Here is a 22,847-nt window from a genome sequence, read left to right on the forward strand (position 1 = left end):
CTGCATCAAGCCCGCCCTCCTTGCGCGCCACTGAAAGCTCGCTGCAAAGTGGCTCGCCGCCACCCGCTAATACCTTGGTATACCTTTCGCCCACTGAAGTATGACTTTGCTGAACCGATGTAGAAGCGCGCTCGACAGAATCGGTCAATACCATGCACTCACAGCGGACGACTGCCGGCCCGCCAACGTGAAGAACACCTTCAAGACTATTGACCACTTCTTTTCAGGAACAAATCATGAAACAGCACATTCTGGTTATCGGCGCGGGGTTCGGTGGTGTATGGAGTGCGTTGAGCGCCGCGCGGCTGCTGGACATGCACGACCGTAACGACGTGGACATCACCTTGCTGGCGCCTCAGGCGGAATTGCGCATCCGTCCCCGCTTCTACGAACCCGACGTGCACAAGATGTTCGTCCCGCTGGACGCACTGTTCGACTCGGTCGGCGTACGTTTCGTCAAAGGCATGGCCGAGCGTATCGACGAGCAGACAAAGACCGTCAGCTACCGCGATGAAGCGGGTCGCGAGGGGGCCTTGAGCTACGACCGTCTGGTGCTGGCGGCCGGCAGCCAGTTGGCCCGTCCGAAAGCAGTGCCGGGCCTTGCCGAGCACGCCTTCGATGTGGACCAGATCGAAGCCGCCGTGCGTTTGGAAAACCACATCAAATCCCTCAAGGACAAGCCGTACAACGCTGCCCGCAACACGGTGGTGGTCGCCGGTGGCGGCTTTACCGGGATCGAGACCGGCACCGAGATGCCGGCACGCCTGCGGGCTGTGCTGGGCGATGACCAGGACGTACGCGTGATCATCGTCGACCGCGCGCCGCAGATCGGTGCGACGTTGGGTGACGGTATTCGTCCGTCGCTCATCGAGGCCTCCGAACACCTGGGCGTCGAATGGATCGTCAACGCGAGTGTTGCTGCGGTGGACGCCAACGGCGTTACCCTCGCCGATGGCCGCCACATCGAGGCGCAAACGGTGATCTGGACCGTCGGTTTCCGCGCCAGTCCGCTGACCGAACATCTGACCAGCGATCGCGATCCGCAAGGACGCCTGCACGTCGATGAAAACCTGAAAGTGTTGGGCCAGAAGCATGTCTATGCCGCCGGCGACGTCGCCTATGCCGCCACCGACGATCTTGGCAACTTCGCCGCCATGTCGTGCCAGCATGCGATCGCCCTGGGCCGTCACGCCGGGAACAACGTTGCTGCGGATCTGCTGGGCGTCGCGCCAACCCCTTACCGTCAACCGAAATACGTGACCTGCCTCGACCTGGGTGCCTGGGGCGCGGTGTTCACCGAAGGCTGGGATCGCCAGCTCAAACTGGTCAAGGACGAAGCCAAGGAGCTCAAGACGCAGATCAACACCCAGTGGATCTACCCGCCAGCCGCTGATCGGGCCATTGCTTTGGCAGCGGCTGACCCGATGATTCCGGTGGCCTGAAGACCTGGCCTGAACCTGGCGCCCGCGACAACATCGCGGGCGTCTTCGTTTTTGCACCGTAAAGCCTGCTGCCGGACATGAATCGGCCATACACGGGCAGTCATGGTTTAAGCTCCGTTTGAAGTGTTCTCCGGACAAAAACTTCATGCGCTTAAACCTGAAGGTTCGTATGCCCTCCTTGCTACCATTCCCGAATCAATCGCGCCGCCGCCCGTGCCTGCGATCCCTGCTGTTGCTGAGCTTCATCGTTCCTGGCATGGCCAGTGCCGAGTCAAAGCCGGAACACATGGTCTATCTGCGCACGATTGACCCCACCATCGAGCAAGACATCCGCTACGCCAGCGCCCACAACTTCACCGGACACCCACTCGACGGTTACGCCGCTGCCGAATGCCTGCTGTCGCTGGACACCGCCCAGGCCCTCGCCCGGGTGCAACAGGCACTTCAAAAGCAAGGCTACGGTTTGAAGGTGTTCGACTGCTATCGACCCAGCCGTGCGGTGGCCGATATGGGCCGCTTCGCGACTGAGCCGGGAGACCCGCGCAAGGCCGAGTTCTATCCGCGCGTGGACAAGCAGGACTTCTGGCGACTGGGGTATGTGGCGCGGGTGTCGAATCACTCCAGAGGCTCAACCGTCGACCTGACGCTGACCGGCCCCAAGGCACCATCCGCCGACACCTGGACACCTTCGGCCGCACAAGTCGATTGCACCGCGCCGTATGCCCAACGCTGGCACGACGGCGCACTCGACATGGGCACCGGGTACGATTGCTTTGATGAGCGCGCGCATACCGCCAACCCGACCATCAATGCGACCGCAAAGGAAAACCGTCAGCGACTCAGCAGCGCCATGGAAAAAGAGGGATTTGCCGGGTACTCGAAAGAGTGGTGGCACTTCACGTTCGGTGGAGAGGGAGCGCCGAAGAACGTGATGGATTTTCCCATTACGCCGCTGAGTGCCAGCGAAGTGCTGGACACCAGCCGCCAACTGATTGTGGTCACCACAAAAAACTGGGATGACATTCAGGGCAATGCCCAGCGTTATGAGCGGGTTGGGGGAAGCTTTCGAAAAGTCGGTGACGGGTTTGCGGTGGTGGTCGGTAAGAACGGAATGGCCTGGGGCAAGGGTCTGGGCAACGTTGAGCCCGGTGAAGGACCGGTCAAACGTGAAGGAGACGGGAAAGCGCCTGCGGGGATATTCAAGCTTGGAACGGCGTTCGGCTACGACACGACGGGCAATACAAAACTGCCTTATCTCGCGCTGACATCAACCACGGAATGCGTGGATGACAGCAAATCCGCACGTTACAACGAACTGGTAGACGGCGCGGCGACAGCCAAGGACTGGAACAGCTCTGAGCGGATGCGCAAAGAGGATGGCTACCGCAAAGGCATCTTTATCGAGCACAACACGCCGGCGTCACCCGGTGGCGGTTCGTGCATTTTCTTCCATATCTGGCGCGGTCCTGACTCACCTACGTTGGGGTGTACGGCGATGGGTCAGGGGGATATTTCGCGGTTGTTCGAGTGGCTGGATCCTCGTGAGTCTCCGGTGTTGGTGCAGATGCCTGAAGGGCAGTATGAGCAATGGCGTGGACGCTGGAAGTTGCCGCAGCATTGATAGAACAGGTGAATCGAGTGCTGAGTAACCACGTCCCAGTCGAGTAAGCGCGGAGCCCCTGCAGCTGCCGTTGTGGCGAGGGGGCTTGCCCCCGTTGGGCTGCGAAGCGGCCCCCTATATTCCTTCAGGCGCACGCAGCTTGAAGGATTGACGACTGCTGCGTAGCCGAACGCAGCCTCGCAAGCTCGGCAGCTGCAGGTTAAGAGCGTTCGGGATTACATGACTTATGCCACACCACGCTTGGCCTGCTGCTCCAGATGCACTTGCAGCTGCGGATCAATCTTCAGTGCAGCCGCCAGCTCATCCAGATAGTTGCGCTCGGCATCCTGCTGATCGTCCACCAGCATCACACTGGCCAGGTACATCTCTGACGCCATGCCAGGATCCGTTGCCGACTGCGCCACATCGGCAGCATCCAGCGGCCGGGCCACTTCGTCATCCAGCCATTGCTGCAGCTGCGGGTCGTCGGTGTGGCGGCCAATTTCGGTGCTGATCATCTGCTTCTCGGATTCATCGATCCGGCCATCAGCCTTGGCCGCCGCAATCAACGCGCGCAGGATCGCATGGCTGTGATCCTCGACTTCCGGGCCGGACAACAAGTCGACCGTGCGCGGTGCCTGTTGCGGCGCAGCCGCCTGACTGCGTTGCCACGCCTGATACGCCTGAAATGCCATCATTCCGAGGGAAGCCAGGGCCGCATAGTTGGTGCCGCCACCCGAGCGGGTCCGGGTCGCGCCGCCCATGGGCGAAGCGCCTCCCAGCAGGCCACCGAGCAATCCACCCAGTCCGCCGCCACCCATGGCTGAACCGCCGCCACCGCCCAACAGGCCGCCCAGCAACCCGCCAAGCCCGCCGCCGATGCCGTCCTGAGCGGATGCGCCACCCTGTTGCGCCCCGGAGCCCTGGCCGGCCCGCAGGAGTTGTTCGAGCAAATCGCTGGTGTTCATGACGACGTCCTCATCGATGGGAGTGACCCGGTCAGGCAACAATAGTCCTCGCCGGCAAATGCGCCATTACCGTTTGGCCTGTGGCGAGGGAGCTTGCTCCCGCTTGAGTGCGTAGCACTCACAAAAACCGGCATTGCTGCCACATTTTTTTGGGGCCGCTACGCAGCCCAGCGGGAGCAAGCTCCCTCGCCACAAAAACGGGTGAGCCTGTATGCCGGTGTTCAGTGAACAGCACTGCAGATTAATCCGAAGTATTTCTTGCCGGCCCAGCTAAGATTCACTGACGGTGAACCTTATTCCCGGATTTCCGGTCGATACCTGCAACCGAACCGGTTTGCCGCCGCCCTTGATAACGAGGGTGATGACTGGCTTGCTTCACTTTCTGGAGAACGCCCCCGTGATATCCACCCTACACATCGCCAGGCTCAAAGCATGGGGCGCCCATGGTTTTACCGCCACCGGCGTGGTCACTGCCTTCCTCGCCACCCTCGCCCTGCTGGAGAACCAGGCCACCAACTGCCTGCTGTGGCTGGGCGTGGCCCTGATCGTCGACGGGCTGGACGGTGCCCTGGCGCGCAAGGTCAATGTGCAGTCGGTGCTGCCGAGCTTTGACGGGTCGATCCTCGATCTGGTGATCGACTACCTGACGTATGTGTTCATCCCCGCACTGTTCATCTATCGCTACATCCCGTTGCCGGACTACACGCTGCTGCTGACCGTGTCGCTGATTCTGGTGTCGTCGCTGTTTTGCTTCTGCAACGTCAACATGAAAAGCAAGGACAACTACTTCCAGGGCTTCCCCGCCGCGTGGAACGTCGTGGCCCTGTGCCTTTACATCATCGCCCCGTCGCCGTGGATTACCTTCCTGACCGTCATCGGCCTCGCCTTGCTGACCGTAACGCGGATGAAATTCCTGCACCCGTTCCGCGTGCGCAAATTCATGCCGATCAACATCGCCGTGACCGCCATCTGGTTGCTGTGCAGCTTGTCGCTGGTGGTGAACCATCCGGTGGTCAACCCGATGGTGATGGGGCTTTGGCTGCTGATGTCGGCTTACTTTCTCGGCATCTGCATCTGGCGCACCGCCATGGAGTGGTTTGACGGATCGCGTCACAAGTAACCCGGCATGGCCATCCACATCGTAAGACTTGGCTCACCCCGTTCGCCTGATGAAGGTCTGCGGATCGGCACGGTACGCCGCCCGCCTCGCGGGGTACCGAAAGCCGAGTTTGCCAGTCGGGATTTTTATGATGTGTGGCAGCCGTCGTTGTCGCCCAGCGCCGAGTTGGTGGCCGAAGCCAAAGCGGCCGAGGATGAGAAAGCCTGGAAGGCCTTTCGGCGCAAGTTCAAGGCCGAAATGAGCCACCCGGCGCCCAGCCAATTGCTGGATCTGCTGGCTGCCCTCTCCCATCAAACCTCACTGGCGGTCGGGTGTTATTGCGAGGAAGAGGCGCATTGCCACCGTTCCGTATTGCGCGAGCTGCTTGAAGCGCGCGGCGCCCGGATTACATGATCATTCCCTGTAGGAGCGAGCCTGCTCGCGATGACTGCTTTCCAGCCGATGTAGGTGTCGACTGACACTCAGCCATCGCGAGCAGGCTCGCTCCCACAGGGGGAGTGGTGTTTTCAAAGGACTGAGGTAGCACATGAAACCGCAAATACGACCCGCCACCCCAGCAGACGCGGCTGCCATCAGCCAGGTCATCATCCGGTCGCTACGCCAGTCCAACGCCCAGGACTACTCCCCCGACATCATCGCGCAGGTGGAAAAGAGCTTTTCCATCGAATCCGTTCGCGCGTTGTTGAGCCAACGACAGGTCTTCGTCGCAACGATCGAAAATCGTGTCGTGGCCACGGCCAGCCTTGATCGCGATGTGGTGCGCAGCGTATTTGTCGACCCCACCCATCAAGGACGCGGCCTCGGAAGGCAATTGATGGCAACCATAGAGTCCATCGCCACCGAAGCGAAAATCGAGGTCTTGCGCGTCCCCTCCTCCATCACCGCAGAAGCCTTTTACTTCAAGCTGGGCTTTCGCAAGGTCCGCGATGAATTCCACGGTGCCGAGCGCACCCTAATAATGGAAAGGCGCCTCCCCGCCCTGCGACCGTCATAAACCCCAACCTGCGCCGCGCTGACGGACGGGATCTCGATCATGGTCAATACTCAAGGATTGAATGACTGCTGTCTCTTCGTTCATCCACGGGAGGTTCGCCATGTCTGGTCAATCACGCTTCATGCTGGTCGCCTCGCCACTGATGGAACACAGCCCCGCCTTCGACAGGGCCGCGGCGCTGGCCAAGGCCGAAGACGCGGCGTTACACATCGTGGCTTTCGATTACCTGGAAGGTTTGGCCACGGCGAGCCTGGTCAACGAAAAGGCCTTGGAACAGATTCGCCTGGGCTACGTCGATCGACACCGCCAATGGCTCGAAGAGCAGGCCCGCCCCTTGCGCAAGATCGGGGTCCACGTCACCACCGAGGTGGCATGGGTCGAAAAGCCGCTGGAAGAAATCCTGATTCACCTCAAAGAGCAGCCGATGGATGTGCTGATCAAGGCACTGGAGCACGAATCGCTGCTGTCGCGGCTGATGTTCACTCCGCTCGATGTGCATTTGCTGCGTGAATGCCCGGTGCCGCTGCATTTCGTCAGCCATGCCGTTCACGCCCTGCCACGCCGGATCGTCGCGGCGGTCGATCCTTTCCATCGCGATGATCACTACAAAACCTTCAATGACCGGATCCTTCACGAAGCGGCGAAACTGGCGAGTGCCTGCAACGCCGAGCTGGACGTGGTGTACGCCTATGACTTGTCATCCATCAGCGCCGACGAATTCGGCTTCGACAACGGTTCGGCATTTTTCAATTCGGGCAAGGCCAAGACCCTGTTCGACTACCAGGAAGACGCCTTCAACGAATTGGCCGAGCGCAACGGCATCGCGCCCGAGCAGCGGCACATGATCATGGGCAATCCGGCCAAGGTATTGACCCGTTATGCCGATGCCTATGACGTTGATGTGATTGTCATGGGCCGGGTCGGCCATCGCGGCTTGGGTCGGTTGATCGGCAGCACGGTGGAGCACCTGCTGTACAAGATGCCGTGCAGCGTGTGGGTGGTGTATACCGAGCGGGTGGATGAGTGAGCCCTTGAACACACCACATATCCCTGTGGGAGCTAGCCCGCTAGCGATGGCGGAGTGCCAGGCAACATCATTGTCGATTGACACTCCGCCATCGCTAGCAGGCTAGCTCCCACAGAGGTTGTGTGTGCTGCCGGGTCAGCGCCGGGTGATCACCACTTCGAGGTATTCACTCGGCACCACCAGCGATTTCTCTCCCGCCCTGTTCATCTTGTTGATCAGTCCGCTCAGGTCGCTTTCCAACGCCTGGCCACTCTCGGGAGGCAGCGCCGCGAAGGCTTTGTGGACCGGGCCGTACCAGGTGCGGAAAGTGTCGATGAAGTGCGCCGCCGAGCGATAGCGGAAGTTGAAAGTACGGCGCGTCACCTGGACCTGGAAGTCGCGCTCATCGAAGTGCGTGTGCAACCAGGCTTCGGTTCCCCAGTTTGAAGGCGGTTGCGCGCCTGCTGGTGGCGGCAGATGCCGACCCAGGGTCTTGAACATCTGGCCGACGAAGCCTTCCGGCGTCCAGTTGGCCAAACCGATACGGCCGCCGGGGCGACACACTCTGGCCAGTTCCGAAGCCGCTTTGGCCTGGTCCGGCGTAAACATCACACCGAAGGTCGAGAGCACGGCATCGAAGCTGGCGTCTTCGAACGGCAGCGCCTCGGCGTCGGCGACCTGAAAGGTCACCTCCAGGCGTTCGGCCCGGGCCCGGTCTTCGCCGCGCTCCAGCAGCGCCGCCACGTAGTCGGTCGAGGTGACGTTGCAGCCCCGGCGTGCAGCAGCGAGCGTCGCATTGCCGTTACCGGCGGCCACGTCCAGCACACGCTCGTCGCAGAGCAAGTCACAGGCTTCGGCCAGTTGCTCGCCGACAATCTGCAAGGTGGTGCCGATCACGGCGTAGTCGCCGCTGGCCCAGGAGGCCATCTGGCGGTTTTTCAGGGCAGTGAGATCAAGGGGGGTACTCATTAATTCTGCTCCGTAAGGATTGGAACGCTGTCCCGGCTTATTCCGCCGTGGTCGGATCGATAATGTTGGTGACCTGGGAAATTCGGTTGGCCGGGAATCCGCTCTGCCTGGCGTGCTCCTGGATCAGCGCTTCGCTCGGCGAGATGTACACGCAGTACAACTTGTCGCCCGTGACATAACTCTGAAGCCACTGCACCTCTGGCAAATCGCGCAACGCCCGGCAGGACTTTTGCGAAGCCGCTTTCAAATCCCTTTCTGACAGTGTTCCAGCACCTGGAATCTCGCGTTCTATGACGAACTTCGGCATGGCAACCTCTCATTCTTGTTATTGATGACAGGGTCGGCAGTGGCCCTGTAGGCGAACTATCGCTCCGGCGCGGGCCGGCGTCCTGCCCGATCGTCGGGCAACACTGCCCGATCGTCCGGAGAATGCACGTTTGGCGGCGACGCGCTCACAATCAGAAAGCCCTCAGCAACAGGGGAAACCACCATGGATGCCCTGTCCCAAACCCTGCGCGTCGTCCGCCTGGTCGGTGCGATTTTCATCAACGCCAGGTTCACGGCGCCCTGGTGCTACCAGTCGCCCAGTGCCGACACCGCTGCCCCGTTTCTGGAGCCCGGCGCCGAGCGGGTGGTGATCTTTCACTTGATCACCGAAGGCGAATGCTACGTCGAGATGGGCAACGCTCCGCCGCTGCGGCTGACGGCCGGCGATGTGGTGGTATTCCCTCAGGGCGACGCCCATCGCATGAGTTCTCAACCCGGGCTGACGCCGGTCGCCGGCAAGCGCCTGGACGTGGTGCTGGCGCGGCGTCCACGACAATTGAGCTACGGCGGTGGAGGCGCGGTGACGCGTCTGGTGTGCGGTTATCTGGCGTGCGATACGCGGTTGGCGGGCATGTTACTGACCGGGTTGCCGGCCGTGGTCCGGGTCAATGTGCGCGGCTCGAATGCGGGTATCTGGCTGGAATCTTCCGTCCGTTATGCACTGGCCGAAGCACGCTCGCCCAGGCCCGGCGGCGAAGGTGTGCTGGCGAAACTGGCCGAGGTGCTGTTCATCGAAGTGCTGCGCCTGTACATGAACGAGCACGGTGAAGGCCGGACCGGATGGCTGGCGGGTGTGAGCGACCGGATTGTCGGTGCCGCCCTGAACGCATTGCACAAAAAACCCTGTCACGCCTGGACCCTGGATGAACTGGCGCGGACCGCCGGCACGTCCAGGTCGGTATTGGCGGAGCGCTTTGCGCAATTGGTGGGGAGTTCGCCGATGCAGTATTTGACGCAATGGCGGATGTTGCTCGCGGCCAACCTGTTACGCAGCAGTAACAGTTCGTTGATGCGGATTGCCGAAGAGGTGGGTTACCAGACTGACACGGCGTTCAGCCGGGCCTTTCGTCGAGAGTACGGAGCACCACCGGCAGCCTGGCGGCGCAATCAGGAGAAAAAACCAATGGCCCACGGCGCGCAGCCTGTGAGCCATTGATATCGCGAGTTACGCGGAAGGTGCCTTGGCCTCTTCCAGCAGTTGCTGAATCATTTTCTCCTGGGTTTCGTAGGCACCTTCACCGAAGTGGGTGTAACGCACCTGGCCCTTGGCGTCGATCAGGTAGTGAGCGGGCCAGTACTGGTTGTCGAAGGCGCGCCAGATCGCGTAGTTGTTGTCGATGGCCACAGGGTAGGTAATGCCGAGCTCTTTGACCTGATCCTTGACGTTGTCGATGATGCGCTCGTAACCGTATTCAGGGGTGTGGACGCCGACGACCACCAGGCCATCCTTCTCGTACTTCTTCGCCCAATCCTTCACGTACGGCAAGGTGTGCTGGCAGTTGATGCAGTCGTAGGTCCAGAAGTCCACCAACACCACTTTGCCTTTGAGCGAATCATTGCTCAACGCTGGCGAGTTCAGCCATTGCACGGCACCGGACAGTGACGGCATAGGGCCTTGGGCGTTGTCCATGGAGTCGGCCTTGACCTTGCTGACGAAGTAATCGACGACTTTCGGCACGGTCTCCATCACGCCTTTTTCGAGGCTGCTGACGCTTTCGGACGAGGTGCTGGCCAACAGTGTCCGGTCGGCACCGGTGGAAATCACCGCCACGGTGGCCAGCACGGCAACACCGGCACCACGCCGCAGCCAACCGGTGACCGGGATCGACGCTTTCAAGCGATTGACCAGGCCGCGACCGGCGAAGAGCAAGGTGCCCAGCGACAACGCGCTGCCCAGGCCGTACGCCAACAGCAACAGGCTGGTCTGGGCGTTGGCGCCTTGCAGCATGGCGCCGGTGAGAATTACGCCGAGGATCGGCCCGGCACACGGTGCCCAGAGCAGCCCGGTGGCCACGCCGATCATGACCGAACCCAGCGGGCCGGACATTTTGCGGGTGTCGGGGTCGAGGCGATTGCCCAGCGCCACGAAGGGGCGGGCCATCCAGTCACCGACACGGGCGGAAATCAGCGACAGGGCAAACAACCCCATCACGAAGAGCGCGACGTGGCGACCGGTGTTGTTGGCTTGCACCACCCATTCGCTGCTGACCACGGCCAGGCTCGAGATCAGGGCGAAGGTCAGGACCATGCCGCCAAGGGTGAGCAGGATCGAGGAGCGTGTGCGTTTGACACCGGCGAACAGAAACGGCACGACCGGGAGGATGCAGGGACTGAGGACGGTCAATATGCCGCCCAGGAAAGCGATGAGAAACATGGTAATCACCTTGAAAATAGAGAGTGACGACACACCACCCGCTCCCACAGGGGATTGGCGGTGAGCTCAAAACAGTGTTCGGGCTTCAGGCCGTCTGGTTATCCAGCAAATGTCCTTGCGGCGTCCGGCTGGCGCCGTTCTCTGCAACCAGCTGACCCTGCGGCGTACGGCTTGCACCGTCCTCGGCCAGGAAGGTATGGCCGCCCTGCTCCGCCACCGGCGTCAGCTGGAAGCAGGTCGCGCTGCCGCAGCTTTTCTGTTCAACCGCGGCATTGGCATGGGCCGCCGCACCGGCGACGGAGAAAGCAACAGCGGTCAAATAGCGAGTGACGTTGTTCATGGTCTTCTTCCTGTTTCAAAGGGGATTGGCAATCGGTCAGCGAAGAACTCAGTTGTCCGCGTTGCAGCCGTCAGCAAACTTGCGGTAATCGAGCACCTGGGTGTGCTGCTGGGAATCCAGGTAGGTCAGCTGGGCATTCACAATCCCGCAGGAAGGCGCGGCGTCCTCTTTCAGCGACACTACTTTCTTGATGTCCAAGTGGGTGCCGTAGGTGTAGGTTTTGGCGCTGACATCGGTAGCTTCGGCGCGGGCCGACAAGGTGCAGATGTTCAGGGCGGCAAACAAACAAGCGGCGTAGATGGCTTTGGTGTTCATGGTGATTTCCTCAAGGCTTCAATGGGTAGATCGTTCAATTGAGAAGAGGCTGTGTGGGTTGCCTCGATGGAACCCATTAGAAGCTCGCGAGGTATCTCGTCTGTGTCGAAAACAGACGCGTGTAAATCGGTACGTATCAAAGCCGGCCCCTGATACAGAGCGATACAAAACCCCCGGAAAATCGTATTTTTGCGTTCGCGTGTATCCGCTGCCACGCCAGATACACTGCAATACAAAGGGCTGCGGGCGAGCAGGCAAAGGCTCGATAGACTGCGCAACAACCCCCATTGATAGAGGCTTGGCCCCATGGAACACGTCGATCACATTCTCATCGTGGACGATGACCGCGAGATCCGGGAACTGGTAGGCAACTACCTCAAGAAGAACGGCCTGCGCACCACGGTCGTCGCCGACGGGCGTCAGATGCGCACCTTCCTTGAGTCCACGCCGGTGGACCTGATCGTGCTCGACATCATGATGCCGGGCGACGATGGCCTGATGCTCTGCCGCGAGTTGCGCGCCGGCAAACACAAGGCCACGCCGGTGCTTATGCTCACCGCCCGCAACGACGAAACCGACCGCATCATCGGCCTGGAAATGGGCGCCGACGATTACCTGGTCAAGCCATTCGCCGCCCGTGAATTGCTCGCCCGAATCAACGCCGTACTGCGCCGCACGCGAATGCTGCCGCCGAATCTGGTGGTCACCGAAAGCGGTCGCCTGCTGGCGTTCGGCCGCTGGCGCCTGGACACGTCGGCCCGGCACTTGCTGGATGAAGACGGCACCATGGTCGCGCTCAGCGGCGCGGAATATCGGTTGCTGCGAGTATTCCTCGATCACCCTCAACGGGTGCTCAATCGTGACCAACTGCTGAATCTGACCCAGGGCCGCGACGCCGATCTGTTTGATCGCTCCATCGACTTGCTGGTCAGCCGTTTACGCCAGCGCTTGCTGGACGATGCCCGCGAACCGGCCTATATCAAAACCGTGCGCAGTGAGGGCTACGTGTTTTCGCTGCCGGTGGACGTGCTCGGTGCGCCGTCATGAACCTGTCGCTTCGTTGGCCACGCACCCTCGCCTCACGGTTGTCGCTGATCTTCCTGGTCTGCCTGATCCTGGCGCAGGCGCTGTCCTTCGGCGCGCAGTATTACGAGCGTTACGAAAGCGCGAAAAACACCATGCTCGGCAACCTCGAAACCGACGTCTCGACCTCCATTGCCATCCTCGACCGCTTGCCGGCCGAAGAACGCATGAGCTGGCTGCAACAACTGAACCGTCGCAATTACAGTTATCTGCTCAATGAAGGGTCGCCGGGCACCCGCATGGAAGACATGCCCATCGCGATGACCTCGATCAAAGACGCCATCGGCAAGGATTACCCGATGACTGTGACCGACATTCCCGGCCCGCAAAAGCACTTCCAGGTCCACCTTAAACTCGCGGACGGCAGCCCCGTCACCATCGATGTGCGTCCGGCAATGGTGGCGCTGTCGCCGTGGTTACCCATCGTGTTGTTGGGTCAGTTGGCGCTGATGATCGCCTGCACCTGGCTGGCCGTCAGAATCGCTATCCGCCCCCTCACCCGCCTTGCCGAGGCGGTGGACAACCTTGATCCCAACGCCCACGCGGTGCACCTGGACGAAAAAGGCCCGACCGAAGTTGCCCACGCCGCCATCGCCTTCAATTCGATGCAGGCGCGCATCGCCGCGTACCTGAAGGAGCGCATGCAACTGCTGGCGGCGATTTCTCACGACCTGCAAACCCCGATCACGCGCATGAAACTGCGCGCCGAATTCATGGACGACTGCATCGAGAAAGACAAATTGTGGAGTGACCTCGGCGAGATGGAGCACTTGGTGCGCGAAGGCGTGGCGTATGCCCGCAGCGTGCACGGCGCCACCGAAGAAAGCCGCCGCACCGACCTGGATTCGTTCCTCGACAGCCTGGTGTTTGACTACCAGGACGTGGGCAAGGACGTGCAGCTCAGTGGCAAATGTGGCGCGGTAATCGACATCCGGCCGCATGCCTTGCGGCGGGTGCTGGTCAACCTGACGGATAACGCACTGAAGTTCGCCGGGGCCGCTGAACTGAAGGTGGAAGCGAAAAAAGACAGCCTGTCGGTGAAGGTCATGGATCGCGGGCCGGGCATTGCCGAAGAGGAGCTGGCCCACGTGATGGAACCGTTTTATCGGGTAGAGAATTCGCGCAACCGCAGCACCGGCGGCACCGGTCTGGGGCTGGCGATTGCACAGCAATTGGCGTTGGCGCTCGGGGGATCGTTGACGTTGAGCAATCGTGAAGGCGGCGGGTTGTGTGCGGAGTTGAAGCTGCCGGTACGACCAGGCAGTCAGTAAACAGACCCAAAGGCCAAGGAAAGCCTTTATATTGTCGGCACCGTCGCGTCACACGCGGCGGTGGCGCACCCGATAGAAACCGACACTTATATGGATATTGGCGAATGGATGACAACAGAAGGCCCATCAAGACGCGCTCTGCGGGCTGGGCGAAACACATCACCGACCTCCTGGTGAAAAAAGACATCTCCCCCAATCAGATCTCCGTCGCCAGCATCGCCTTTGCGCTCGCCGGGGCGGTGGCATTGAATATTGATAACGGGCTCATCGGCTCGATCCTCTGCGCTGTCGGCATTCAATTGCGCCTGCTGTGCAACCTCTTCGACGGGATGGTAGCGATCGAGGGCGGCAAGAAATCCGACATCGGCAGCCTCTACAACGAATTCCCCGACCGCATTGCCGACAGCCTGCTGATCGTCGCGCTGGGGTATGCCATCGGCTACGCCGATCTTGGCTGGTTCGCGGCGCTGGCCGCGGCACTGACGGCGTATGTCAGGGTGTTCGGCGGCTCGATTGGCCTGAAGCAAAGCTTCATCGGCCCCATGGCCAAGCAGCATCGCATGGCCGTGATGACCGTGGCCCTTCTGTTGAATGCCGTCGAAGCCAGCGTTTATGCCACTCACTACGTACTGTTGATCGCGCTGATCATCATTGCTGTCGGCTCAGCCGCGACCTGCGTCACGCGCACGCTGGCCATCTCGCGCCAGCTCAAGGGGAATGCTCATGTGGATCAGTAACGCGCTGATATCTGTTCTTCGCTTCCTGATCGGCGTCACCGCCCGCTGGGAAAGCCCGCCGGACCTGACACGCCAACGCATTTACTTCGCCAATCACTCCAGTCACATGGACACCCTGGCAATCATCGCCGCCCTGCCACCGGAAGCCCGGGTGAACGTGAAACCGGTCGCCGCCGCTGACTACTGGGGAAAGAACAAATTTCTCTCGTACATCTCGCAGAAAGGCCTGAATGCGGTGCTGATCGAGCGCAATCCGGCGCCCGGCGTCAATGTGCTAGAGCCGATTTTCGATGTGGTGCGTGCCGGCCATTCGATCATCATCTTTCCGGAAGGCACGCGCGGCAGCGAGGCGTTGCCCGGTCCTTTCAAATCAGGCCTGTACCGTTTGGCCGAGACATTCCCCGAGGTGGACCTGGTGCCCATCTACCTGGAAAACCTGCATCGCTCCATGCCAAAAGGCAAACACGTCCCGCTGCCCATCATCTGCACGATCCGTATCGGCGACCCGCTGCAACGGATCAGTGGCGAGGAAAAACAGGTGTTTCTGGATCGGGCGCGTGAAGCGATTGTGAGGTTGGCGGAATGAATCTTGACCAAAAGTTCTTGTGGTTCTTCGGCGCCATTGCCTGTCTGTTGGCGATCGCTTCGATCATCGGCCGGATTCTGGCCAGGCGCGCTCAATCAGAAAGCTCGATGTCGACCATCGAAAACCTCAACCAGCGGGTGAATGCCTGGTGGGGCATGGTCATCATCTTCTTCGTGTCCTACCTGTTGGGCGGCAACGCAACGGTCATCCTGTTTGGTTTCATTTCACTGTTCGCGCTCCGGGAATTCATCACCCTGACGCCGACACGGCTTGGCGACCATAACGCGCTGTTCTCGGCGTTTTTCATTCTGATCCCGCTGCAATACGTGCTGATCGGCACCCACTGGTATTCGCTGTTCACCCTGTTGATTCCGGTGTACGCGTTCCTGCTGTTGCCGGCGATTGCGGTGCTGAGCCAGGACACCGACGCGTTCCTGGAACGGGCAGCCAAGATCCAGTGGGGGGTGATGATTTGCGTCTACTGCATCAGCCACGCACCCGCTCTGTTGCTGCTGGACCTGGAAGGCTTCAAGGGGCAGAACGCGCTGCTGCTGTTCTATCTCGTGTTTGTCGTGCAGTTGAGTGATGTGTTGCAGTACGTATTCGGCAAGCTCTTCGGCAAGCACAAGGTTGCACCGCTGGTGAGTCCGTCGAAAACGGTGGAAGGCTTGGTCGGTGGCGGTCTGTCCGCAACGCTGATTGGCGGGTGCATGTTCTGGATGACCCCGTTCAATTTCTGGCAGTCGCTGCTGATGTCGCTGGTGATCGTGGTGATGGGTTTTCTGGGTGGGTTGGTTATGTCCGCCATTAAACGCAGCCTGAGCGCGAAGGATTGGGGGACCATGATCAAGGGCCATGGCGGCATGCTGGATCGGATGGATTCGATTTGCTTTGCGGCGCCGATCTTCTTTCACCTGACGCGATATTTCTTCTCCGCCACATAAATATCCATTCACACCACTAAACCTGTGGGAGCGGGCTTGCTCGCGAAGGCGGTGTCAGTCGACAGTGATGTTGCCTGACACGACGCCTTCGCGAGCAAGCCCGCTCCCACAGGGTCAAGTGGTGTTTGGGGGGATTGCATTCGGTCAGGCAATTACGCCAACAACCCCTTCCCCGTGCATCTGCCGCAACAACGCCGCGCCACTCGCCATGAATTCCGGCGATCCAGCGGCCCCCGCCTCCACCGCCAACCCTTCCAGCTGCGCCTGCCCGTCCAGCTCGGGAAATTCCTCGATCCGCTGCAACAACCGCCACGCCAACGGGCTCAGCTCGGAAAATTTCACACTCCAGTCCTCAGCCCGACGCACCAACAATAATGTGGGTTGAGGCGGTGCAATGTCCGGCTGATGATCCGGCCCCACTAACTGCACCGGCCACGCATAGGCCAATGGCCAGGCCAGCGGCGACACCTGCAACGGTCGTTCCAGGATCAAGGCCACATCACTCGGCGCCAACGGCTCCGCCTCGGACTGCTGCAATGCCATTTCAACCCACTCGTAATGCGCCAGTTCCACCATGAACGGCGGCCACTCGCGCTCACCTAACGCCTGCGGTCCGGAGGCCAGGAACTCGACAAACTCCTGGGCGATTTCACCGAATTTCGGGGTGCGCGCGCGGTAGTCGCGCAGAAAGATTCGCACCAGCGAACGCCAGTGCTCATCACCGAGAATCTTGATCAGCACCGGAAAGGTCCCGCTGAGCAACAACGACAGGTTGGAAAAAATCAGGTCGCGGTAAACCTGTGCCCGCGCCACATCCATCCCGGCCGGCGGCGCGCAGTGATCGGGATCGCGCAGGTACTGGCCCAGCGTGGATTGCTGGTGATGCAACGAGTGTTTAACCACGGTTCACCCCCTCAGCCTGCAAACGGCGAATAGTCTGCAATTCAGCCACCAGTTCGGAGAACGCCGGGAAGTTGAAATCCCGCTCCAGCAGCGTCGGTTGTGCGCCAAACCGGGCGTAAGCCTGGGCCAGCAACGACCACACCACTGGTTTCACCGACGCGCCATGGGTGTCTATTTTCAACGTATCGGACTCATCGAAGTGCCCGGCCACGTGCATCGCCACCACCCGGCCCGAATCGATGCCGGCCAGAAAGTCCTGCGGATCGAACCCATGGTTGATCGAGTTGACGTAGACGTTGTTGACGTCCAGCAACAGGTCGCAATCGGCTTCACGCAGGACCGCGTTGGTGAAGGTCACTTCGTCCATGTCCTGCTGGGGTGCGGCATAGTAGGACACGTTTTCCACCGCCAGGCGCCGACCGAGAATGTCCTGGGCCTGGCGAATTCGAGCGGCAACGTGATGCACCGCTTCTTCGGTAAACGGCAACGGCAACAGGTCGTAAAGATGACCGTCATCGCCGCAATAACTCAGGTGCTCGCTGTACAGCGGCACGTTGTAGTGATCGAGGAACACCCGGACTTCCTGCAAAAACCCGACGTCCAGCGGCGCCGGTCCACCCAGCGACAGCGATAAGCCGTGGCAGGACAACGGAAAACGCTCGGCCAGGGCACGCAACGCATGACCGTGGGCACCGCCGATGCCGATCCAGTTTTCCGGGGCGACTTCCAGAAAATCGAAATCGCCGGTACGGGCGGCCTGGAGGTCTTTCATTAATCCGCGACGCAAGCCAAGCCCGACGGTCGCTTTCGCTGAGGTGATGGAGGTCTGCATGATGTCGATCTCGAAGGTTGCCAGTTCGGAATCACAGTTAATCCAAGCGGTGTATCGGGGCTGTGTTGCGCAGCGGCAGAAAATCGCAGCGCTTGTATCGCCAGCGGGTCTGTACACACTTCGGTACAGACCCTTTGGCAGGCGTTACGCCAGGTCGTATTTCTCGCGCACCAGATGACCGATGCCGATGCGATCGAGCACGTCCATCGGGCACAGGAAGGTCACGCGGACGGTGCCCGGCAAGCGGCTGATGTCGATCGAGCCGGTGATGGTCGCTCGGTTGAGCACTTCGTCATACGGCAGGCCGGTGACCGAAGCGGCGCGTTTCAAACCGTTCTCGACGGCGACGTTGAGGTTCTCGCCGCTGCCGATAAAGGTGATGGGACCGCTCTGCTCGATGTCGTGCTGCCCCCAACGCTCACCCAGTTCGCGGACTTTCTGCCGCTGTTCGGCATTCATCGGCCGCGCCATGGGCGGCAGATCGTCGAGGTTTTGCAGGAGGATCGGCCCTTCCAGCGTCAGGTTTTTCACCACTTGCACCACCACTTCGGTTTCCCCGGAGCAATCGGTGGCGTGCCCGGCGATTTCGCCGTTGCCTTGCTGGGCGTGCATGTCGCCCATGTACACACCGGCTCCCGGCACTTTCACCGGGCAGATCAGCACGCAGCCTTCGCGGATCGAGTTGGTGTCCATGTGGCCGTCAGTCTTGGCCGCGTGCAGCTCTTCGCGGGTCATGCCGAAACGGTGCGGCGCGTTGATCAGGTATTGGCCGAAATCGGCGCAGTTGTGCGAATCGGGCAAGTCACGGGACGGCGTGGTGCCGATATTGCCGAGGAACGGGCGCATGTGCGCGGCAACGCCGGGAATGTCGGCGCGGGCCAGGGACAGGATCGAGTGCTGGGCGGCGAATTCCGGCAGGGCTGACATTTGCGAGGCATTGCCGGCCAATCGGTTGGCGACGTCCTGATTGACGGTCAGGCTGACCTGGTTCTGCGCATCGAACACGATCACGTAGCCATGGCTGAAGCGAAACGCGCTGACTTCGGCGCCGCAGTTGTTACAACGAATCGACTCCTCGCCAATGCCTTCGACATGACTGGCCGGGTGGTCGGTGCCGCACTTGGAGCAGAACTTGGCGACAAACGGGTCGCCGTTGTATCGCCCCTCCACGAAGCTCATGACCCCGGACGAGGTCGCCAGCGAAGTGACGCGCATGCTTTTGATCTTGATCGCCACGGCGTCGCCGACTTCTGCCCCGGCGATGGCCACCGGTTGCGTCACCTCATGGCCGCCCTCGAAGGCCGGCGTGATCATCGGACCCCAGCAGCCCGGCGGCGTGCCGGTGATCAGGGTGCCGCCATCGGCCAGAGGTCCGAGCATCGGTTGGCTGGGGCCGATGAGGCCATTGGTGTACTGATCGACGCGCAGGTGGTTGACGGGAGTGGATTGCAGGTCGGTTTCAGGCTGGAGCGTGGTCATTGTTGTCCCCTTCACGGTGTATAGGGTGCCAAGCGGCCTATGCAGTTCATCGCAGGTTTGTATCTGGGCTGTGTTCGGCGGTGGCGGGGAATGAACTGGAATGTGTCGGGATGCCGGTTAGATACAGTGCGATACACACCACCAATACCCTGTGGGAGCTAGCCTGCTAGCGATGGGCGTTAACGATTACGCCTGCTGTCTGAATGACCGCGGTGTCTGGACCTCCATCGCTAGCAGGCTAGCTCCCACAGGGGTTCAGTGGTGTCAGGGAGATGGGCTTTCGTCGCTCCAGGCCGCGGAGCAAGGGGCTCGGACTAAACTTAATGCACGCAGGACGTGCAGAGCGTCCTGGTCATTCCCACGACCACCGCCCAGGGTGAACGCCTCGAAAAACAAGGCCTCTGGACCGTGATCCTGCTGAAGGAGCACATGTGATGGACGAGGCCAGACTCAATGATTTCATGGGCAAACTGGTGAACGACATGGGCGGCGCGGCGATGCTTGCCAACGTCATCCTCGGCGAAGAGCTTGGCCTGTACCGGGCCATGGCCGACAGTCAGCCGATCACCCCCGAAGCACTCGCCGACAAGACCGGCTGCAATCCCCGCCTGTTGCGCGAATGGCTCAGCGCCCACGCCGCTTCCGGTTACATGGAGCACGAGAGCGGCCAGTTCCGCCTGCCCGAAGAGCAAGCGCTGGCATTGGCCATCGAAGATTCGCCGGTTTACATCGCAGGCGGTATCGGGGTGGTCGCGTCGTTTTTCCATGACAAGGACAAACTGGTCAACGCCATGCGCGGCAACGGCGCCCTGGCCTGGGGCGATCACCATCCGTGCATGTTCAGCGGCACGGAACGGTTCTTCCGGCCCGGTTACAAGGCGCACCTGATTGCCGAATGGCTGCCGGCACTCGACAGCGTGGTCGCCAAATTGCAGTCCGGCGCCAAAGTGGCGGACATCGGCTGCGGTCACGGTGCATCAACGGTGATCATGGCCCAGGCGTTCCCGGACTCACGGTTCGTTGGTTTCGACTACCACGCACCGTCCGTCACCGTCGCCACCCAACGCGCCGAAGAAGGCGGCGTTTCCGGCCGCGCGCGGTTCTTCCAGGGCACCGCGAAAAGCTTCCCCGGCGACGACTATGACCTGGTCTGCTATTTCGACTGCCTGCACGACATGGGCGACCCGGTGGGCGCGGCAAAACACGCGTATGACGCACTGAAACCGGACGGCACGGTGCTGCTGGTGGAACCGTTCGCCAACGACTCGCTCGACGACAACGTCACCCCGGTCGGACGGCTGTTCTACGCCGCGTCGACCTTCATTTGCACCCCGAACTCGCTGTCTCAGGAAGTCGGCCTCGGGCTCGGCGCTCAGGCGGGTGAGGCACGGTTGCGCAAGGTCTTTACCGAAGCCGGATTCAAGAGTTTCCGGCGGGCGACGGAAACGCCGTTCAACCTGATTCTGGAGGCGCGTAAGTAATCCCTGGACCTGTGGCGCATGGCTTGCGGGTGATGGCGTTTTTGAAATCGCCTTCGCCGGCAAGCCGCGCTCCTACAGGGTGATCGGCAATGCTACTCTGCAGACACTCAAGGCCTTGCGGAGTGTTGAACATGCTCGACGAACAAATCGACCGACTCCAGCGATTGATGGCCGAGCAGCCATTCATGGTGCTGACCGGCGCCGGCATCAGCACCCCGTCGGGCATTCCGGACTACCGCGACAATCAGGGCGTGCGGCGCGGCCGGCAACCGATGATGTATCAGGAGTTCCTGTCGGCCCCGGAATCACGGCGCCGTTACTGGGCGCGGGCGATGCTCGGCTGGCCGCGGGTGCGCCAGGCTCAGCCGAACGTGGCCCACGAAGCCCTGGCCAGTTTGCAAAGCAGCCAGCAGATCAGCGGGCTGATCACCCAGAACGTCGACACCCTGCACGATCAGGCCGGCAGCCATGATGTGATCGAACTTCACGGCAGCCTGCACCGGGTACTGTGCCTGGACTGTGGACAGCGCAGCGAGCGGGATTCGATTCAGCAACTGATGGAAGCGCAGAATCCCTATCTGGCCGGGGTCGATGCGGTGCAGGCACCGGATGGCGACACGTTGCTGGATCCGGCGTTCGAGGCGCGGTTCCAGGTGCCGCATTGTCCGCATTGCGCGGGTGAAAGGATGAAGCCGGACGTGGTGTTTTTTGGCGAGAATGTGGCGCAGGTGACGGCAGCCAAGGCCATGGCGGCGGTGGAACAGGCGGCGGGGTTGTTGGTGGTGGGGTCGTCGTTGATGGCGTATTCGGCGTTTCGCTTGTGCCGGGTGGTGGCGGATCAGGGAAAGCCGTTGATGGCGATCAATCTGGGCAAGACCCGGGCAGATGATCTGCTGGATATGAAGATTGAGGCATCGTGCGAACAGCTGTTGCCCTTGCTGGCTCAGCGCCTGACCACTTAATGACTGACGAAACCCAATCCCTGTGGGAGCGAGCCTGCTCGCGATGAGGCCAGCACCTTCAACATTGATGTCGCCTGATACACCGCCATCGCGAGCAGGCTCGCTCCCACAGGGGATTGTGATCAGGGCATGGACACTTGTTGGCCCAGGTTCTCGGCTTTCAGGATATCGAACAACGCCTGCGCCGCCGCCGACAGTTCCACCCCAGGCTTGGTCAACACTCCAATCGCCCGTTCCACCACCGGGTCGCGCAAGGTAATGCACCGCGCACCCAATTCGCGCATCTGCCCGGCGCACAACGCCGGCACGGCGCTCACGCCCAATCCGCTGGCGACCATGCGCCCGACCGTCGCCAGCTGATGGCTTTCAAATTCCACCGGCAACTTCATCCCCCGGGCCTGCAAGTGTTCTTCCAGCATCACCCGCACCGTCGAGGGGCGCTGCAAGGTGATGAACGGTTCCTTGAGCAAGGTTTGCCAATCGATGTCTTTCAGTGCGGCCAAGGGAGAATCGTCCGGCACCACGGCAACAAAACGATCCCGATACAACGGCGTGAATTCCAGCGATGAACTCTGGCTCGGCTCAAACGCCACCCCCAGTTCCACCTGCCGGTCGCGCACCATTTCCAGCACTTGCTCGTTGATCACGTCGTTCACCGTGACGTTGACCTTGGGATACCGGGCGCGAAAGGTCTTGAGGATCGGCGGCAGCAGATTGCCGGCAAACGAGGGCATCGCCGCCAGGGTCACGCGTCCGCGCTGCAGGGTGAAACGCTGGCGCAGTTCATCCTCGGCGTTGTCCCAGTCGGCAATCAGCCGGCGCGCCAGCGGCACCAGGGATTCGCCTTCTGCCGTCAACGCCACATTGCGCGTGTTGCGGGTGAATAACCGGCCGCCCAGCCCCTCTTCCAGGGCCTTGATGGTCAGGCTCAAGGCCGATTGCGACAGGTGCAATCGCTCGCAGGCCACGGCGAAACTCAGGCTCTGGGCGACGGCCAGGAATGCGCGGATCTGCTTGACTGTCATGACCGCTGGCTCCAACGTAGTACAGATGATTGATTGGTGAGTTTTATCTATCAATCAACCTTAAAAATCAACTTAACAAATAAATCCTC

General features: G+C 61.0%; 24 protein-coding genes. 14 read left to right on the forward strand and 10 right to left on the reverse strand.

Translation table 11 applies throughout. The annotated features are described in order from the left end of the window. Positions 1 to 236: 236 nt before the first annotated feature. Together DJ564_RS20265 and DJ564_RS20270 are read left to right on the forward strand one after the other, a co-directional pair. The gene (locus DJ564_RS20265) at positions 237 to 1,442 is read left to right on the forward strand and encodes an NAD(P)/FAD-dependent oxidoreductase (RefSeq protein WP_109632762.1); all 1,206 of its coding nucleotides are present in this window, start codon (positions 237 to 239) and stop codon (positions 1,440 to 1,442) included. Positions 1,443 to 1,611: 169 nt separating this feature from the next. After that, positions 1,612 to 3,063, forward strand: coding sequence for a M15 family metallopeptidase (locus DJ564_RS20270; RefSeq protein ID WP_109632764.1), 1,452 nt, complete (start codon positions 1,612 to 1,614; stop codon positions 3,061 to 3,063). 224 nt (positions 3,064 to 3,287) lie between these two features. Here DJ564_RS20270 and DJ564_RS20275 read toward each other — a convergent pair whose 3' ends face one another. Beyond that, positions 3,288 to 4,010 carry a tellurite resistance TerB family protein gene (locus tag DJ564_RS20275; RefSeq protein WP_109632766.1) on the reverse strand — a complete coding sequence of 241 codons (723 nt, stop codon included), beginning with the start codon at positions 4,008 to 4,010 and terminating at the stop codon, positions 3,288 to 3,290. A gap of 397 nt (positions 4,011 to 4,407) precedes the next feature. Between DJ564_RS20275 and pcsA the strand changes: the two genes are divergently transcribed. The 4 genes from pcsA (at position 4,408) to DJ564_RS20295 (ending at position 7,151) form a co-directional block, all read left to right on the forward strand. Beyond that, on the forward strand, positions 4,408 to 5,130 hold the full coding sequence (pcsA, locus tag DJ564_RS20280) for a phosphatidylcholine synthase (protein ID WP_109636136.1): 723 nt from the start codon (positions 4,408 to 4,410) through the stop codon (positions 5,128 to 5,130). 6 nt (positions 5,131 to 5,136) lie between these two features. Next, complete coding sequence (locus DJ564_RS20285) at positions 5,137 to 5,523, forward strand: DUF488 domain-containing protein (protein ID WP_109632767.1); 387 nt, start codon at positions 5,137 to 5,139, stop codon at positions 5,521 to 5,523. 133 nt (positions 5,524 to 5,656) lie between these two features. Then, positions 5,657 to 6,124, forward strand: coding sequence for a GNAT family N-acetyltransferase (locus DJ564_RS20290; RefSeq protein WP_109632769.1), 468 nt, complete (start codon positions 5,657 to 5,659; stop codon positions 6,122 to 6,124). A 100-nt stretch (positions 6,125 to 6,224) separates the two neighbouring features. Then, entirely contained in the window at positions 6,225 to 7,151 is a 927-nt protein-coding gene (locus DJ564_RS20295; RefSeq protein WP_109632771.1) for a universal stress protein, read from the forward strand. A 135-nt stretch (positions 7,152 to 7,286) separates the two neighbouring features. On the opposite strand, the gene DJ564_RS20300 is transcribed toward DJ564_RS20295, so the two are convergent. Together DJ564_RS20300 and DJ564_RS20305 are read right to left on the reverse strand one after the other, a co-directional pair. Further along, on the reverse strand, positions 7,287 to 8,099 hold the full coding sequence (locus DJ564_RS20300; RefSeq protein ID WP_109632773.1) for a class I SAM-dependent methyltransferase: 813 nt from the start codon (positions 8,097 to 8,099) through the stop codon (positions 7,287 to 7,289). A 37-nt stretch (positions 8,100 to 8,136) separates the two neighbouring features. After that, the gene (locus DJ564_RS20305) at positions 8,137 to 8,406 is read right to left on the reverse strand and encodes a DUF4242 domain-containing protein (RefSeq protein WP_094471809.1); all 270 of its coding nucleotides are present in this window, start codon (positions 8,404 to 8,406) and stop codon (positions 8,137 to 8,139) included. Positions 8,407 to 8,589: 183 nt separating this feature from the next. Here DJ564_RS20305 and DJ564_RS20310 point away from each other — a divergent pair, with 183 nt between their 5' ends. Continuing rightward, complete coding sequence (locus tag DJ564_RS20310) at positions 8,590 to 9,582, forward strand: AraC family transcriptional regulator (RefSeq protein ID WP_109632775.1); 993 nt, start codon at positions 8,590 to 8,592, stop codon at positions 9,580 to 9,582. 9 nt (positions 9,583 to 9,591) lie between these two features. Here the strand turns inward: DJ564_RS20310 and DJ564_RS20315 are convergent, their stop codons facing one another. From DJ564_RS20315 to DJ564_RS20325, 3 genes are all read right to left on the reverse strand, one after another. Further along, positions 9,592 to 10,800 carry a cytochrome c biogenesis protein DipZ gene (locus DJ564_RS20315; protein ID WP_109632777.1) on the reverse strand — a complete coding sequence of 403 codons (1,209 nt, stop codon included), beginning with the start codon at positions 10,798 to 10,800 and terminating at the stop codon, positions 9,592 to 9,594. 85 nt (positions 10,801 to 10,885) lie between these two features. After that, a complete protein-coding gene (locus tag DJ564_RS20320) occupies positions 10,886 to 11,140 on the reverse strand; it encodes a hypothetical protein (RefSeq protein WP_109632779.1) in 255 nt (84 codons plus the stop codon). A 48-nt stretch (positions 11,141 to 11,188) separates the two neighbouring features. After that, a complete protein-coding gene (locus tag DJ564_RS20325; protein ID WP_109632780.1) occupies positions 11,189 to 11,455 on the reverse strand; it encodes a DUF2790 domain-containing protein in 267 nt (88 codons plus the stop codon). A gap of 306 nt (positions 11,456 to 11,761) precedes the next feature. Between DJ564_RS20325 and DJ564_RS20330 the strand changes: the two genes are divergently transcribed. The 5 genes from DJ564_RS20330 to DJ564_RS20350 all read left to right on the forward strand — a co-directional run bounded on the left by DJ564_RS20330 (position 11,762) and on the right by DJ564_RS20350 (position 16,076). After that, positions 11,762 to 12,502 carry a response regulator gene (locus DJ564_RS20330; protein ID WP_109632782.1) on the forward strand — a complete coding sequence of 247 codons (741 nt, stop codon included), beginning with the start codon at positions 11,762 to 11,764 and terminating at the stop codon, positions 12,500 to 12,502. Then, a complete protein-coding gene (locus tag DJ564_RS20335; RefSeq protein WP_109632784.1) occupies positions 12,499 to 13,809 on the forward strand; it encodes an ATP-binding protein in 1,311 nt (436 codons plus the stop codon). The genes DJ564_RS20330 and DJ564_RS20335 overlap by 4 nt, the downstream gene beginning before the upstream one ends. Before the next feature lie 104 nt (positions 13,810 to 13,913). Continuing rightward, positions 13,914 to 14,546, forward strand: coding sequence for a CDP-alcohol phosphatidyltransferase family protein (locus DJ564_RS20340; protein ID WP_109632786.1), 633 nt, complete (start codon positions 13,914 to 13,916; stop codon positions 14,544 to 14,546). Further along, positions 14,533 to 15,132, forward strand: coding sequence for a 1-acyl-sn-glycerol-3-phosphate acyltransferase (locus DJ564_RS20345; RefSeq protein WP_109632787.1), 600 nt, complete (start codon positions 14,533 to 14,535; stop codon positions 15,130 to 15,132). The genes DJ564_RS20340 and DJ564_RS20345 overlap by 14 nt, the downstream gene beginning before the upstream one ends. Continuing rightward, positions 15,129 to 16,076 carry a phosphatidate cytidylyltransferase gene (locus DJ564_RS20350; protein ID WP_109632789.1) on the forward strand — a complete coding sequence of 316 codons (948 nt, stop codon included), beginning with the start codon at positions 15,129 to 15,131 and terminating at the stop codon, positions 16,074 to 16,076. Before DJ564_RS20345 ends, DJ564_RS20350 begins: the two co-directional genes overlap by 4 nt. 144 nt (positions 16,077 to 16,220) lie before the next feature. On the opposite strand, the gene DJ564_RS20355 is transcribed toward DJ564_RS20350, so the two are convergent. The 3 genes from DJ564_RS20355 to DJ564_RS20365 form a co-directional block, all read right to left on the reverse strand. Then, positions 16,221 to 16,979, reverse strand: coding sequence for a DUF2063 domain-containing protein (locus DJ564_RS20355; RefSeq protein WP_109632791.1), 759 nt, complete (start codon positions 16,977 to 16,979; stop codon positions 16,221 to 16,223). Beyond that, entirely contained in the window at positions 16,972 to 17,811 is an 840-nt protein-coding gene (locus tag DJ564_RS20360; RefSeq protein WP_109632793.1) for a DUF692 domain-containing protein, read from the reverse strand. Before DJ564_RS20360 ends, DJ564_RS20355 begins: the two co-directional genes overlap by 8 nt. A 144-nt stretch (positions 17,812 to 17,955) precedes the next feature. Beyond that, positions 17,956 to 19,290, reverse strand: coding sequence for an acetamidase/formamidase family protein (locus DJ564_RS20365; protein WP_109632795.1), 1,335 nt, complete (start codon positions 19,288 to 19,290; stop codon positions 17,956 to 17,958). A gap of 434 nt (positions 19,291 to 19,724) precedes the next feature. Here DJ564_RS20365 and DJ564_RS20375 point away from each other — a divergent pair, with 434 nt between their 5' ends. Then, entirely contained in the window at positions 19,725 to 20,771 is a 1,047-nt protein-coding gene (locus DJ564_RS20375) for a class I SAM-dependent methyltransferase (protein WP_109632798.1), read from the forward strand. A gap of 131 nt (positions 20,772 to 20,902) precedes the next feature. Continuing rightward, on the forward strand, positions 20,903 to 21,733 hold the full coding sequence (locus tag DJ564_RS20380; RefSeq protein ID WP_109632800.1) for an NAD-dependent protein deacetylase: 831 nt from the start codon (positions 20,903 to 20,905) through the stop codon (positions 21,731 to 21,733). A gap of 122 nt (positions 21,734 to 21,855) precedes the next feature. Here DJ564_RS20380 and DJ564_RS20385 read toward each other — a convergent pair whose 3' ends face one another. After that, a complete protein-coding gene (locus DJ564_RS20385; protein ID WP_109632802.1) occupies positions 21,856 to 22,758 on the reverse strand; it encodes a LysR family transcriptional regulator in 903 nt (300 codons plus the stop codon). Between the last annotated feature and the right edge of the window lie 89 nt (positions 22,759 to 22,847).

Origin of the sequence: Pseudomonas sp. 31-12 (assembly GCF_003151075.1) — a bacterium.
GTDB lineage: Bacteria > Pseudomonadota > Gammaproteobacteria > Pseudomonadales > Pseudomonadaceae > Aquipseudomonas.